The 14,877-nt window shown below is 46.2% G+C and carries 13 protein-coding genes; 5 read left to right on the top strand and 8 right to left on the bottom strand.

Going from position 1 to position 14,877, the window contains the following annotated elements:
• Window positions 1-44 precede the first annotated feature (44 nt).
• The 5 genes from aroB to ABJF92_RS01365 form a co-directional block, all read right to left on the bottom strand.
• Window positions 45-1,154: a 3-dehydroquinate synthase gene (gene aroB, locus ABJF92_RS01345; RefSeq protein WP_446814056.1), complete on the bottom strand. Its 1,110-nt coding sequence runs from the start codon at window positions 1,152-1,154 to the stop codon at window positions 45-47.
• Window positions 1,154-1,702, bottom strand: a complete 549-nt coding sequence (locus ABJF92_RS01350; RefSeq protein ID WP_446814057.1) for a shikimate kinase — start codon at window positions 1,700-1,702, stop codon at window positions 1,154-1,156. The genes aroB and ABJF92_RS01350 overlap by 1 nt, the downstream gene beginning before the upstream one ends.
• Before the next feature lie 42 nt (window positions 1,703-1,744).
• A complete protein-coding gene (locus tag ABJF92_RS01355) occupies window positions 1,745-2,848 on the bottom strand; it encodes a type II and III secretion system protein (protein WP_446814058.1) in 1,104 nt (367 codons plus the stop codon).
• A 62-nt stretch (window positions 2,849-2,910) separates the two neighbouring features.
• Window positions 2,911-3,612 (bottom strand): hypothetical protein, encoded by a 702-nt coding sequence (locus ABJF92_RS01360; RefSeq protein WP_446814059.1) that lies wholly within the window; start codon window positions 3,610-3,612, stop codon window positions 2,911-2,913.
• Window positions 3,581-4,552: a hypothetical protein gene (locus tag ABJF92_RS01365; RefSeq protein ID WP_446814060.1), complete on the bottom strand. Its 972-nt coding sequence runs from the start codon at window positions 4,550-4,552 to the stop codon at window positions 3,581-3,583. Before ABJF92_RS01365 ends, ABJF92_RS01360 begins: the two co-directional genes overlap by 32 nt.
• A gap of 152 nt (window positions 4,553-4,704) precedes the next feature.
• Here ABJF92_RS01365 and ABJF92_RS01370 point away from each other — a divergent pair, with 152 nt between their 5' ends.
• The gene (locus ABJF92_RS01370) at window positions 4,705-7,149 is read left to right on the top strand and encodes a penicillin-binding protein 1A (RefSeq protein WP_446814061.1); all 2,445 of its coding nucleotides are present in this window, start codon (window positions 4,705-4,707) and stop codon (window positions 7,147-7,149) included.
• A gap of 92 nt (window positions 7,150-7,241) precedes the next feature.
• Here ABJF92_RS01370 and ABJF92_RS01375 read toward each other — a convergent pair whose 3' ends face one another.
• From ABJF92_RS01375 to rpmE, 3 genes are all read right to left on the bottom strand, one after another.
• Complete coding sequence (locus tag ABJF92_RS01375; RefSeq protein ID WP_446814062.1) at window positions 7,242-8,510, bottom strand: malic enzyme-like NAD(P)-binding protein; 1,269 nt, start codon at window positions 8,508-8,510, stop codon at window positions 7,242-7,244.
• Between the two features lie 162 nt (window positions 8,511-8,672).
• A complete protein-coding gene (locus ABJF92_RS01380) occupies window positions 8,673-9,437 on the bottom strand; it encodes a thermonuclease family protein (RefSeq protein ID WP_446814063.1) in 765 nt (254 codons plus the stop codon).
• 14 nt (window positions 9,438-9,451) lie between these two features.
• Window positions 9,452-9,667 carry a 50S ribosomal protein L31 gene (gene rpmE / locus ABJF92_RS01385; protein ID WP_446814083.1) on the bottom strand — a complete coding sequence of 72 codons (216 nt, stop codon included), beginning with the start codon at window positions 9,665-9,667 and terminating at the stop codon, window positions 9,452-9,454.
• A 255-nt stretch (window positions 9,668-9,922) separates the two neighbouring features.
• Here rpmE and ABJF92_RS01390 point away from each other — a divergent pair, with 255 nt between their 5' ends.
• The 4 genes from ABJF92_RS01390 (at window position 9,923) to hslU (ending at window position 14,855) form a co-directional block, all read left to right on the top strand.
• Window positions 9,923-12,154 (top strand): primosomal protein N', encoded by a 2,232-nt coding sequence (locus ABJF92_RS01390; RefSeq protein ID WP_446814064.1) that lies wholly within the window; start codon window positions 9,923-9,925, stop codon window positions 12,152-12,154.
• A gap of 43 nt (window positions 12,155-12,197) precedes the next feature.
• Entirely contained in the window at window positions 12,198-12,806 is a 609-nt protein-coding gene (locus ABJF92_RS01395; protein ID WP_446814065.1) for an SPOR domain-containing protein, read from the top strand.
• 109 nt (window positions 12,807-12,915) lie between these two features.
• Window positions 12,916-13,467, top strand: a complete 552-nt coding sequence (gene hslV, locus ABJF92_RS01400; RefSeq protein WP_446814066.1) for an ATP-dependent protease subunit HslV — start codon at window positions 12,916-12,918, stop codon at window positions 13,465-13,467.
• A gap of 65 nt (window positions 13,468-13,532) precedes the next feature.
• A complete protein-coding gene (gene hslU, locus ABJF92_RS01405; protein WP_446814067.1) occupies window positions 13,533-14,855 on the top strand; it encodes an ATP-dependent protease ATPase subunit HslU in 1,323 nt (440 codons plus the stop codon).
• The last annotated feature ends 22 nt before the right edge of the window (window positions 14,856-14,877 follow it).

The following is a 14,877-nucleotide window of genomic DNA, read 5'->3' on the forward strand; positions in this document are numbered from 1 at the left end:
TTCGTCCTTTGATTACTCCATAGGGTATGACACCCCCATTTTTACTAGCTGGCTGACGTTTGTTGCTGACTTGCTTCTAGGGCATCTAGTATACAGCTATTAAACTCATCCATAGGGAAATCCGACGTCACGTAGGCCTCTCCCATGCCATTCAATAGTACTAAGCGAAGGCTACCATCTAAGACTTTTTTGTCCAGCACCATACGATCGATGAAGCTTTCTAGCGTCATCGTCGGAGGGGGTAATATCGGCAGATTCGCGGCACTAAATAACGCAACAGAACGGGTCACATCTTGCTCATTCAAATTGCCCATACGCCAAGAGAGATCGATCGCCAACACGCTGCCCGCAGCAACCGCTTCACCATGCAACCAATTGCCGTAGCCCATTTCTGTTTCGATAGCATGTCCGAAAGTATGACCAAGATTTAGAATGGCTCGGATACCACCTTCTCTCTCGTCTTGAGCCACTACATTCGCTTTAGCAAGGCAGGAGCGATAAATCGCTTCGCTAATTTTTTCATTATCAACCGCCATGAGATCTTCAATGTTGGTTTCTAGCCAATCAAAGAATTCTTTATCGCAAATTAGGCCGTATTTGATCACCTCAGCCATACCCGCCGACAATTCTTTAGGAGGCAAGCTCGTCAAGGTATGCGTATCAATTATCACGGCTTGAGGTTGGTAAAAAGCCCCAATCATGTTTTTACCCAGTGGATGATTCACACCGGTTTTGCCACCCACAGACGAGTCCACTTGGGACAATAATGTCGTGGGCACCTGAATGAAAGGCACACCACGCTGATAGGTCGCCGCAGCAAAGCCTGCCATGTCGCCTACAACACCACCGCCTAGAGCGATAATGGTCGTGCTGCGGTTATGCTTGGCTTCTAGTAATGCCGTCATAATTTCAGCGTATGTATCTAGGGTTTTATAACGTTCGCCGTCTTCTAAAATGCAGGTATCTACTTGATAGTCTGTGCTCAGCATGGTCACCATGGCGTCTAGATATAAAGGCGCGATGGTTTTATTCGTCACTATCATGACTTGCTTGCCATGAATGGCTTGATCAAACAGACTTTTTTGCTCGCGAATGTCACGACCTATGTATATAGGGTAACTACGCTCACCAAGATCAACAGATAAAGTTCGCATTATGATACCGGGGTCTCCGTTTTTAAGTGTTTATGTATGGCATCGAGCACTTTGTTGGCAACCGCTCGAGGGTGACGGGCGTCCGTCTCGACCACTAGCGTTGCGACGTCTCGATATAGAGGGTCTCGTACTTGGAAAAGTTTCTTTAGGGTGGCTTTCGGATCCCCTACTTGTAATAAAGGGCGATGATTACTCTTAGAAGTTCTGTGCAGTTGCTGGGCAACAGAAGCATACAAGTAAATGACTAGGACTCCTTCTCGAAGAATCTGTCTATTCTCCTCTCGCATAACGATCCCCCCGCCGGTTGCTAACACCGCACTGTGTTGCGGGTCTTCCAGCATGTTTTTCAACACTTGGGTTTCACGTTTACGAAAACCGTCCTCACCTTCTTTGTCAAAAATCCAAGGAATATCAGCCCCTGCATTTTCTTCTATCACTTTGTCTAAGTCATAGAACTCTTTCCCCATTGATTGGGAAAGTAAACGACCAATGGTGGTTTTTCCAGCGCCCATTGGGCCGACTAAAATTATTTTGGGAGCTTTTATCATTCTATTCAATTGCATTGGAATTAGGCGAATTGCAGTTGTTAACTAGTTAGCTGTCATTTGTAGCAGTTTTGGCGTAATAAATACAAGCAATTCAACCTTTTCTTGCTGTTCTAGGGTCTTTTTAAAGAGTTCCCCTAAGATTGGTATGTCACTGAAGAAAGGCACACGACTTTCACTTTCAAAATACTCTTCTCGAAAAATTCCTCCTAGCACTAAGGTTTCCTGATTATTCACTTCGACCTGAGTCTGCAGTCGGTTAGTTTTTAAACTCGGTACACCATTAATTAAATCTCCTACCGAGTCTTGGTGGATTGTCAAAGCTAATAATATACGCCCTCCCTCTTTCACCATGGGCGTCACTTGCAGTTTTAGCGTTGCCTGACGGAACTCAACATTCACGTTATCTCCTATGGCTGTTTGATAAGGCACTTCCGTGCCCGACTCTATGTAGGCCGTTTGGCCTTCCGCGGTGACAATTTTCGGTTTGGAAATCACCTTTGCCATGCCTTCGCTCTCTAACATATCCAGGGTGAAAGACAGCAAACCAGCCGTACCAGAGGTGGCTAAAGAAAGACTTGTGGAGGGAATTAAAGCACCAAGTTCCACCGCGCCACCTAGCGTTGAAGAAACGCCTTTTGACAAACGCGCCTGCCAGTTCACGCCAAACTGCGACTGAGCAGAGGTACTCACCTGCGCTATTTGCGCACTGATTTCTACTTGCCTTAAAGGGGTATCAAGCCACTCAATCACCGACTTAAAACCAAACTCAGCCCCACAAGATTTCATAACAATAGAGTTGGTTCTGTGATCCACAATGAAAAGTACATTAGGGTAAAGCGCCTTTAGTTGTTTCCCAGTGATTTCCGCCTTGGCGTGCCTGAGCGTCCAGTAAGAATGCAAGCACTCTTTTTTCTGCTGACTAGCAAGAGCCGCTTTAGCTCGTAAAATTGCCACTCCCTCTTGCCAACTCAAATCAAGATTTCCCTGTGAGGCAACCGCCGTCATAACCTGCTCCCAGCTGGCATCCTTTAACGATAAGGTTTGCACACTGTCGATATCGGGACTCATCACCAGATTTTCTTGCATCTGTACGGCCAGCCAAGGCAAGACTTGCTGTAAAGGCTTTGACTCAAAAAACACATCCATACTGAATCCATTCACTGGCAGATTTAACCAGACCATCACCCAGTAAAGCCGACACTTCCTTATCATTTTTCGAACTCCCTATTTAATACGTTAAGCATAAGCCGCTGACCATTTTGATCTACTAGGGTCACTTGTTGAGCGCTAACAGTCTCAACAAACACACCTACTTCTGGCAACCAAGTTCCCTTGGTGACCCAATAGCTTTGTGCAGAGGAACGTAACAACCCCATGGCCTTTCCAGATACAAATAAAGTACTGACAAGTTGCCAAGCGCTTTGTGTACCGGACTCTCTCGTCTGTATTCGAGATTTTGGCAAAGTCTCAAACTCAGGATCCGCTAACTCTGTTGAGACAAGCTGATACAAGAAATCTGCAAACCACTCACCACCTTCTCTGCGTTGCCAAACTACAGATAGCAAAACCAGTGATGCAACCTCATGAGCCTCGTCCAAGGCCTGCTGCCAGTTTTCTAAAGAAGCTTCCCCACTTAGCCGCCAGCGTCTTGAGTCAGATTGAAAGTCGCTCATGAGCCACGCATATTCATACAGAGGCTGGGTTGCCAATGTAGTGACGATATCCTGTGCTTTGTGTTGCAATGAAAGCTGTAACCTTTGCTTTCTCTCTTGTGCTTTAGTATCCGCCCATTGGGCACTCAAGATGGGTTGCCAAATCAGGGCTTGCAGCAATACCAAGGAGACCAGCATTAACCAACTCAAATGCTGGTACGCAAAACTACGGAAGAAACTTAACGACAATTTTCGCATCGACGACCTCCTGCTGATTCGGATAAGCCGAAGGGTGACGATGAAGAAACTCTATATTCCACTCCCATTGAGGGAACTCAGTCGCTTTGTTTTTTATTAATTCCTCTAAGCGAGTGAGTGGCGCCGTTACTTCGAGGTGAGCATGTTGAAAATCAGCTTCCAACGTCTGTAAATGCATGGTTTCAGGCAAGTTTTGAGCTAAGACGACAACAGACGCCAATTGATGCCTGTTATTGGAAGGCGATGTCCTATCCTCTTGCGCTTCCTGAATATTCGACGTTGTAACAACTTGAGCAGGCGTTATCCAATTCAGTCCAATCCAGCCCAGCAAATGTAATACCAGACTTAGCCCCAGTAAGCTGTAGAGCTTTACCTTAAGTTGCTGTCGTGTTTCTAATTCAGGATTATAGGGTGCGAGCTTAAAGCGATGGAACCAACGCCAAGGGGCCGCCGATTTCATAGCTTGTTGATATTGCCAATAGGACATGAGCCATACCGATTGAGAATACACTCTGAATGGCTCACAAAGTAATTCACACCAGCTGGTCGGACAGGCAAAGACCTTCAAGAAGTTGCCCTCTTCTGGGTGTTTATGTTGTCGATAGGCGAAGCTAATCTGCTCAGGAGGGACGAATATACTTTCTGCCGCAATACTCAGCGCCGCCAGAGGCGCAACATCCTTTGGTAATTTCTCTATTTTATGGTCGATGACCGTGATCCAATGATCGGGGACCAATACAACAAGTCGTTTTTTTAGGGCTTTCTTAACTTTGCCTCTACCTACTAAACACCTAGCTTGCAACGCTCTTAGCTGGTCATCCGTAGGTATTTGAGGGTCAGTCCCCTGAGCTTCTAGGGCATCCTCTAAATTAAAATTCTTTGGGTAAATAAGACATTGCGTTGAGCTGTACAGCGCGACACAATAGAGCGGCGTTAACATAATGCTTCATCCTTGAAGTATTGTATTACGTTAAATTTAGGCGCCATTAGTGAGTTAAGCAAGCTAACGTTTCGCTACAAAGTTAAGCCACCCAGATCTTCGCAACTTAGGTATAATGTGGCTTTATTTTTTCCTCGGTTAGTTGGAAGTATATGTCTAAGGTTTTCAAAATTTTATTTTTCCTAGGTTTGTTCGGAGCCATTTCAGCGGCTGGCATTACCTACGCAATTTACTACAGCGTAAAAGATCGAATTCCAACAGTAGAAGAGCTGAAAGATATTGAGCTGCGTATCCCATTACGCATCTACACAGCCGATAACAAACTGATAGGAGAATTTGGTGAGCAACGCCGTACCCCAATCAGCTACGATGACATTCCACCTAATCTTGAATTTGCTATTTTAGCGGCGGAAGATACGAATTTTTACCATCACCCTGGCGTTGATATTTTAGGTTTGGGTCGAGCGGCTATGCAGCTCGTCACCAGCGGCAAAATCCAAAGTGGTGGTAGTACCATTACTATGCAGGTGGCCCGAAACTACTTTTTATCTTTTGAGCAAACCTTTACGCGTAAATTTACCGAGATATTCATTTCTTTAAAGATGGAGCAAGAGCTAAGCAAGCATGAAATTTTAGAGCTCTACATCAATAAGATTTATTTGGGTAAACGTGCCTACGGTTTCGAAGCGGCTGCCCAAGTTTATTACGGCAAAAGCCTTGGTGAACTAGACCTCGCCCAGCTCGCCATGATCGCAGGTTTGCCCAAAGCGCCTTCGCTCTATAACCCTATTGTGAACCCATCGAGAGCATTGATCCGACGAAATTGGATTCTGCAACGTATGTTGTCTTTAGGCATGATAGATAAAGAAGCCTACCAAACCGCCGTTGAATCCCCTATCACGGCTAAAAACTACGGTGTCGCACCAGATATAGAAGCGGGCTATGTAGCCGAAATGGTTCGTTCCGAGCTGTACAAAACTTTTGGTAATGACCTCTACAATACCGGTATGACAGTCTATACCACCATAGACTCTGGTCGTCAGGAAGCGGCCAACGAAGCGGTTTTTCAGGGGGTATTAAACTATGACACACGCCATGGCTATCGTGGTGCTCTTGATGCCCGCACCGATCTGTTAAGCGTAAGCCCTGAAGAACAGCAAGCTGAACTATCGAAATTTGAAGGCTTTCAAGATTGGCAAAACGCTCTCGTGCTGACCACCGAAGAACTGAGCGCCGATGTGCGCCTAGAAAATGGTGAGCAAGTGCTGTTGGCGTGGGACGCAATGAAATGGGCAAAGGCTTACATTAATGAAGACAGCCAAGGCCCTAGCCCAAAAACCGTGGCCGACATTATTGTTCCCGGCGACATTATTCGCTTACGCCCAGATGACACCTTTGGCTGGGTATTAACCCAGAAACCAGAGGTACAAAGCGCCCTTATTTCACTCAATAGCAGCAATGGTGCGATCCAAGCTTTAGTGGGCGGTTTTAACTACTATGAGAATAAATTTAACCGTATCACCCAATCGAAACGACAGCCGGGTTCTAACTTTAAGCCTTTTGTTTATGCCAGTGCGCTTAATAGAGGCTATACCGCGGCCAGCATCATCAATGATGCACCGGTGGTATTTAATGACTCAAACCTTGCAACCGCATGGCGACCAACCAATGATGGCGGGAGATTCTACGGTCCGACACGTTTACGCCAAGCGCTTTACCGTTCTCAAAACGTGGTGTCGGTGCGACTATTAGATGAACTTGGTGTACGTCCGACGTTAGAATTCTTGCGCCGCTTCGGTTTCGACCCAGATGAACTGCCTCATAACTTATCTTTATCCCTAGGTAGTGCGAATTTGTCCCCTCTGCAAATCGCCACTGGCTATGCAGTATTTTCTAATGGCGGTTACCAAGTCCAGCCTTATCTCATTGCTCGTGTTGAGGACAGAAACGGCGAGAGTCTGTTTGATGCATCGCCGGTTACGGTTTGCCGCTCCTGTACCCTGTTAGAGCAAGCGCCCGACGAAGAGCGCCAGACAGGCTTGTTCAGCACACCTGAAGGTATTCTTGATCTTCCCGTGGCACCACAAGTCCTAGAGGGAGAGATTGACTACATCATCTATGACATGATGCGCGATGTTATTAAATACGGTACGGGGCGTAGAGCGCGGGTACTAAAACGAGATGATATTGCAGGCAAAACGGGTACCACCAATGATGGCCGTGACGCTTGGTTCTCTGGCTTTAACGGCGAGATTGTGACCTCGGTGTGGAGTGGCTTTGATAACTCCTCTCCCCTTGGGCGTGGTGAATGGGGTGGTTCGGTATCTTTACCGGTATGGATAGATTACATGCGCTATGCCTTAGAAGGTCAAGCACCCGCTTACGTGAATAAACCTTCTTCGCTGGTTACTGTGCGCATTGACCCTAAAACCGGTCAACGGGCTTTGCCGGGGCAATCTGATGCCATCTTTGAAATTTTCCGTAAAGCACATGTCCCCGCACAACGCACAGTTTCCGCTCCAGCGCTGGATCTTAACAACCTAGACGAAGCCCTAGAAGAAGAAAAAGAAACCAGTGTATTAGAGAATTTGTTCTAGTCCACTCGCCTTTTCCTACCAAGGAACAGGCTATAAAAAAGGTGCTATTTTCGCAAATAGCACCTTTTTTTATCTCAATACCTTCTTAGTGGTTAGCCACCAAACTGATCAAGATTTTCTAATGGATAAAAGTCTGGGTAAGGTAGCATAGCAACACCTGAGTCTACCGCCGCTTTGGCAACCGCTGCAGAAACAACATTCAACAAACGAGCATCCATTGGTTTCGGTAAGATGTAGTCTTTACCAAAGCTTAATGCAGAACCCCCGTAGGCTGCTACTACATCAGCAGGAGCTGCTTCTTTGGCTAGATCTTTCAGCGCATGCACTGCAGCCACTTTCATTTCCTCATTGATTTTAGTCGCACGCACATCAAGTGCACCACGGAAAATGAATGGGAAGCCTAATACGTTATTCACCTGATTAGGGTAATCAGAGCGGCCTGTTGCCATGATGAGATCATCGCGTGTTTGCTGTGCCAATTCCGGGCTAATTTCTGGGTCTGGATTCGAACAAGCAAAGACTACTGGGTTTGGCGCCATTTTGCTTAACTGCTCAGCAGAGAACAGATCAGGGCCCGATACACCAATAAATACGTCTGCACCATCAATCGCATCATCTAGAGTGCGTTTATCGGTTTCAATCGCAAACATAGTTTTAAACTGGTTAAGGTCATCACGGCCAGAATGGATCACACCTTTACGGTCTAACACATAAATATTCTCTGGCTTAGCACCACAAGCAATAATCAGCTTCATACAAGCTGTCGCTGCAGCACCTGCACCTAGACAAACAATTTTTGCTGTTTCTAGATCTTTGCCTTGTAGCTCAAGAGCGTTCAAAAGACCTGCCGCCGTTACAATCGCTGTACCGTGTTGGTCATCATGGAACACAGGAATATTACAGCGTTCGATCAACTGACGTTCGATTTCAAAACACTCAGGTGCTTTGATATCTTCTAGGTTAATACCGCCATAGGTATTGGCGATGCGCGCAACAGTATCGATAAAAGCTTGTGGGCTTTCAGATTCTACTTCAACGTCAACAGAGTTGATGCCGGCAAAGCGCTTAAACAATAAGCCTTTACCTTCCATTACAGGCTTACTGGCTAAAGGACCAAGATTACCTAGGCCTAGAATGGCAGAACCATCAGAAATAACCGCTACTAAATTCCCTTTACCTGTATAGCGATACGCATTCTCAGGATCTTTTGCAATTTCGCGACAAGGCTCAGCCACACCGGGGCTATAAGCGAGTGAAAGGTCACGAGCAGTAGCTGTTGGTTTGGTGATCGTGACACTTAGTTTGCCTGGTACTGGATGTTCATGGTAATCCAATGCCGCTTGCTTTATATCTTCTGCCATTTTGATGTTTCCGTCTTTTTGGTGTTGTAATTAATTTTATCGTCCAAAATTGGTAACTGACCGCTGAACTTATTGTCCTACAGTTGATACCTTATAGTTTTGTTTTGTCAGAATAGTCTATTACCAAGGGGCTTTAAAGCGTAAATCTATAGGAATCTTCAATCAGTCTTGAATTTCAATCAAGTCCAATGGATGACGCACCATTAAAACCCAACGGGACTGTGAGGACCGATACTTCCTCTGATACTGCCAACCTCGCGCTTCCACCCTTTTCCCCTGTAAATAAAATACCTTTTGGGGCGACCAGTAATCCATCGCACTGTTTGGTAAATTAATCACTGGGCCGTGTTTTGTCTCTAACCACCAGCCGCCACGGTTATGCCGTACGGATGTCACTATGAATTTCGCTAGAGAGAAACCAGCCTGTCCTTGCCACGGTTTAAGCGCTTGCCAAAGACCTTTATGGGTGGCCTTTGCAAACTGCTCAGCTTCCACAAAACACGCTTGATACGCCAGATTAGGGGGAACAGCAACACGATATCCTAACCCTTCGGATAGTAACTGACTTGTTAGGGAAATACGATGCTTGTCGAATAAGTAAAATAAATGGCGACCGTATCTATCTTGGGAATCTTTGGCTTGTTGTAAATATACAAAACCATCCAAGAGCCGACTTAAATAGGCTTTGGCTTCTAAAGCGTAAGCTTGATGACGACCGGCTTCATGGTCTAACTCTGGGGTATCTATCCCCACCAACCTAACTTTTCGGCCATCTTGTAAATATATGGTATCGCCATCAACAATGCGCTTTACATAGGCTTTTTCCACCGCACCTTCGGCGATACATAACCCATTGGCATAAGATTTCACTAGGGGCAAAAACAAAAAAAGCGCCAAGAAAACTTGGCGCTTTTTTATAGAGTTCATGGTCAATATACCAATTATTTGGTAGTACGACGAGCTCCGAAACGTTTGTTGAAACGATCAACACGACCACCAGTGTCCAACATTTTTTGTTGGCCTGTGTAGAATGGGTGACATTGGCTACATACGTCGATGTGCATGTCTTTACCTACAGTCGAGTTTAGGTTCAATGTATTACCACAAGTACAAGTTGCAGTAATGCCAGCGTAATTTGGGTGGATATCTTTTTGCATCGTATTTACCTTCATAGTTGGTGTGCCGCCACTTGGTCGATCTAAATGGGCTTTCGCCGCGCCAAGCACCGCACGATTATCTGTACAGACATTGTACAGTGGTTCCAAGAACCGCGTATTCTAGGCATGAATCCTGTGTTCGGCAACCTTTTTTTGATATAAAAAGCCGCTCGCCCACACTGGGCAGTCTGACGTACACTTAACCTATTATTGAAATTGTCTGAAAAGTTATCTGATAGGGCTTACAACTTACGCATGCAAGAGACGCTGCTTACTCCTCATCCATACATTAAAGTGGCACTGCCAGTACCCATGCGCACTTTATTTGACTACCGCGTACCGAAAGCATTGGCCCTTCGCCATACTTTAAAACCCGGTATGCGCGTTAAAGTGCCTTTTGGTAAAAGTAGTCGTTTAGGGGTCATCGTAGCGCTAAGTGACACCAGTGATTGGGACGAAACCCAAGTTAAGCCGCTTACCTCATTGCACGACGAAGAAGCCGTCATTAGCCCAGAACTTATGCAGCTATGCGAATGGGCGGCACGTTACTACCACCACCCTATCGGAGATGTCATTTTTCATGCTTTGCCAGTGCTGTTAAGAAAGGGAGAGAGCCCAGAATTTCGAACGGAAAACTGGTGGTTTACGACCCCAGAAGGACAAACTCTTTCCCTCGACTCATTAAAACGCGCACCTCGCCAACAAGACTTTTTAAGAGCCGTACAACAACACCCTAATGGCTTAAGTCAGCACGCAATGTCAGTACTGGATTTGGCCGTTTCAGCAGGCAAAAGCCTCGAACAAAAAGGCCTACTGCGCCGCGAGCAACGCTCATTTAATAAAAGTGGCGAGAAGCACACCCATCAGACACAAGTCCCTCCCATTTTAAACCCTGAACAAGCCAATGTAACCCAAGCTTTATTAGAGCGTCGGCACGAATTCGGGGTGAGCTTGCTAGATGGCATCACAGGGAGTGGTAAGACTGAAGTCTTTCTACAAGTCATGGCTCAGTTGATTGACGAAGGTAAACAAATTCTGGTGATGGTGCCAGAAATTGGCCTGACACCACAAACTCTTAAGCGTTTTGAAAGCCGTTTTAATACCGATATCGTACTAATGCATTCGAATATGACGGACAGAGAGCGTTTAGATGCTTGGCTACTGGCTCAAAATGGTCACGCCAAGGTCATTATTGGCACTCGCTCCTCCACATTTATTCCTGCACCCAACCTTGGCATGATCATCATAGATGAAGAGCACGACAACTCTTACAAGCAACATGAAGGCTTTCGTTACCATGCTCGAGATTTAGCCATAAAGCGCGCTCAAAACCTTAATATTCCGGTGTTATTAGCTTCCGCAACACCCTCGTATGAGAGCCTTGCCAACGCCTTACAAAAACGCTTTTTATGGCTCAAGTTGCGCCAAAGAGCTGGCAATGCCAATGTCAGTGAGATGGAACGAGTCGACCTGAGAGGCCAAAGCCTCATCAACGGCTTCAGCGAACGCGCCCTCATCTCGATGAAAGACTGCTTAGAACGCAAAGAGCAAGTGTTGGTGTTTTTGAATCGTCGTGGCTATGCTCCGACCCTTATGTGCCATCAGTGTGGCTGGATCGCTGCTTGTGATCATTGCGATGTAAACCTCACCGTACACAAACGCGCCAATAAACTACATTGTCATCACTGTGACACCCAAAAAGCCTTACTCCATACCTGTCCTGAATGTGCCAGCGATGAGCTCTTCACCGTAGGGGAAGGGACGGAACAAATTGAAAGCCAGCTACAAGGCCTTTTTAAAGACACGCCAATCTTACGGGTCGACAGGGACAGTACACAGCATAAATCTGCCATGGCGCAGCTCACTCAAAAAATTCTCCAGCATGACCAAGCCATTCTTATTGGTACACAAATGCTTGCCAAAGGTCATCATTTTCCGAACGTCACTCTTGTCATCATCATGGATGCAGACGCAGGGCTCTTTTCGGCAGATTTTCGTGGTATGGAAAGAACGGCTCAGCTCATTACGCAGGTCGCAGGCCGAGCGGGGCGAGCTAAAAAGCCAGGCCATGTGTTGCTACAGACCTACCATCCAGACCATCAAGCCATTGAGTGCTTATGTAATCTTGGTTACGAACATTTTGCGATAGATGGCTTAGCAGAGCGCAAAGCCTTAGCCTTGCCGCCTTTTTATCATCAAGTCATTGTGCGAGCCGAATCCGGTAATGATCAAGAAGCTATGCAACTGCTACAAACCATGCGTTTGGAACTTGAGCATCAATTTGCACCAGAGGTTTTATTAGTTGGGCCCTACTCAGCAATTATTGTTCGCAAAGCGGGCCAGCACCGAGCTTTAGTATCATTAAAAGCTCATCATCGCGGTGCTTTGCATCACGCTACCGCCCTCATTAGTCAATGGTTAGAACATTCCACCAAACAAAGCCGAATTCGTTTCGCGATTGATGTAGATCCACTGGAAACTTACTGACCAAGCAAGCATAATAAGCACAGTTTTTTACTAAGCCTAAAATATGTTTAATTTCATGCGAATTGCCACCAAAAAAACGAGTCGACCTCGCAAGGGCGCGACTCGTCGTACGCCTCCTCCTAAGCGTAAAAAGACTCCTTGGTGGTTATGGTTACTTATCCCGGCCATTTTGGTTGCCTTTGTCTATGGCCTCATGCAATTGAGCCAAGTGGAGTCACCGAAACCGGCGCCAACGGTTATCAAAGCAAAACCGGTTGTCACGCCAAAACCGACGGAAGCAAAACCGGTCGAAAAGAAAGTGGCTCCGAAGAAAGACAATTTCGAGTTCTACCAAATTTTGCAAGACAGCGAAGTGGATACCAGCCATGTGGATGCCTATCAATCTACCCCTCGTGGCGAGCAAGATTTTTACTATATGATCCAAGCGGCGTCATTTCGTAATTCAAGCGATGCCGATCGTCTAAGGGCCAAACTAATTCTTTCAGGTTTAGTAGAAACCAGTATTCGTGAAACCTCCGGCAAAGATAATCGCCCTTGGTTCCGTGTCATTCTTGGGCCTTATGAGTCTCGCTCGAAAATGAATAGAGCGGAAGATAAGTTGGTCGCAATGGACATATCCTCTTACTCCTACAAGATCAACAAAGAAGAATAACCTCATCTATAACGGTGACAGATCTTACTTGCTAAGCTCTGTCACCTCGTCCACCTTGAAAACCACATTAAGCATCCCCACTTTATTAGAATCGAAATTGGAGTAGACCATGACCACGATTCTTACAGTACGTAAAGGTAACCAAGTCGTTGTAGGCGGCGATGGACAAGTTTCACTAGGCAACACCGTAATGAAAGGTAATGCTCGCAAGGTGCGTCGTTTGTACCGAGGTGAGGTCATTGCTGGATTCGCGGGCGGCACCGCCGATGCGTTCACTTTATTTGAGCGTTTTGAAGGTCAGCTTGAAAAGCACCAAGGTCAGCTAGTACGCGCGGCGGTAGATTTAGCGAAAGACTGGCGTTCTGACCGAGCACTGCGCAAGCTAGAAGCCATGCTGATTGTTGCCAACAAAGAAAGCACTTTAATCATTACCGGTACGGGTGATGTAGTAGAACCACAACACGGCGCTCTCGCCATTGGTTCTGGTGGCAATTATGCCGAAGCAGCAGCTCGTGCACTGATCGATAACACCGACCTTAGTGCCAAAGAAATTGTCGAAAAAAGCCTCAATATTGCCGCCGATATTTGTGTCTTTACCAACCATAGCTTAACGGTTGAAGAAATTACCATTGATGGCCAACTAGAAGACCAATCAGCCTAAATACCTCCTGAAACAATGGCTTTACCATCAAGACATTATCACTTAACACGATAAAGAGAACCGATATGAGTAGCATGACCCCAAGAGAGACGGTTAACGCCTTAGACAGTCATATTATTGGCCAGCAAAAAGCCAAGCGAGCCGTTGCCATTGCCTTACGTAATCGCTGGCGCCGTATGCAATTACCTGAAAACATGCGTGCTGAAGTCACCCCAAAAAACATCCTAATGATAGGCCCAACTGGGGTCGGTAAAACTGAAATAGCCCGTCGTTTGGCCAAACTTGCCAACGCGCCTTTCATAAAAATTGAAGCCACTAAATTCACCGAAGTAGGTTACGTAGGCCGCGATGTAGAATCAATCATTCGCGATTTGGTTGAAATGTCCATCAAGATGCTGCGCGAGCAAGAGACCGAAAGGCTACGCAACAAAGCCGAAGATGCCGCAGAAGATCGAATTCTAGATGTGCTATTACCGCCCGCTCGTGGTGGTGACCCAGAACTTGAGGACAACAGCACACGTCAAACTTTCCGCAAGAAACTGCGCGAAGGTAAGTTGGATGACAAAGACATCGACATTGAAGTCGCGGATGCCCCTGTAGGGGTAGAAATCATGACACCTCCTGGTATGGAAGAAATGACCAGCCAGTTGCAAAACATGTTCTCAAACTTTAGTTCGAACAAGACGAAAAAGCGTAAGCTAAAAGTGAAAGAAGCCATGCGCCAAGTCCGTGATGAGGAAGCCGCTAAACTTATCAATGAAGATGAACTTAAAGCACGCGCTGTCGAAGCCGTTGAACAAAATGGTATCGTCTTCCTTGATGAAATAGATAAAGTCGCGAAAAGCTCTGAACGCTCTAGTGGTGAAGTTTCCCGTGAAGGTGTTCAGCGCGACCTATTACCTTTGGTAGAAGGCTGCACCGTTACCACTAAGTACGGCATGATCAAAACAGATCACATCTTGTTTATCGCCTCCGGTGCCTTCCATTTATCCAAGCCGTCGGATCTGATTCCTGAGCTACAAGGTCGTTTACCTATTCGTGTGGAGCTTGATGCCCTCACAGTGGAAGACTTTAAACGCATTCTAGTGGAACCAAGCGCATCTTTGACTAAGCAATATGTGGCCTTAGCGAAAACAGAGAACATCCACTTAAACTTCACCGACGAAGGCATCCAACGCATTGCAGAAATTGCTTTTCAGGTGAATGAGCGTACCGAAAACATCGGTGCCCGCCGCCTTCATACGGTACTGGAGCGACTACTGGAAGAAGTTTCTTATTCGGCCAGTGATATGCCTGATGAGCAAGTGGTGGACATTACCTCAGCCTATGTTAACGAACAGCTAGGTGAAGTTGCCGAAAACGAAGACCTTAGTCAGTACATTCTTTAATGCCTTGTTGATATAGGAATCC

The sequence above is a fragment of the Marinomonas sp. genome, assembly GCF_039940335.1.
Lineage (GTDB): Bacteria > Pseudomonadota > Gammaproteobacteria > Pseudomonadales > Marinomonadaceae > Marinomonas.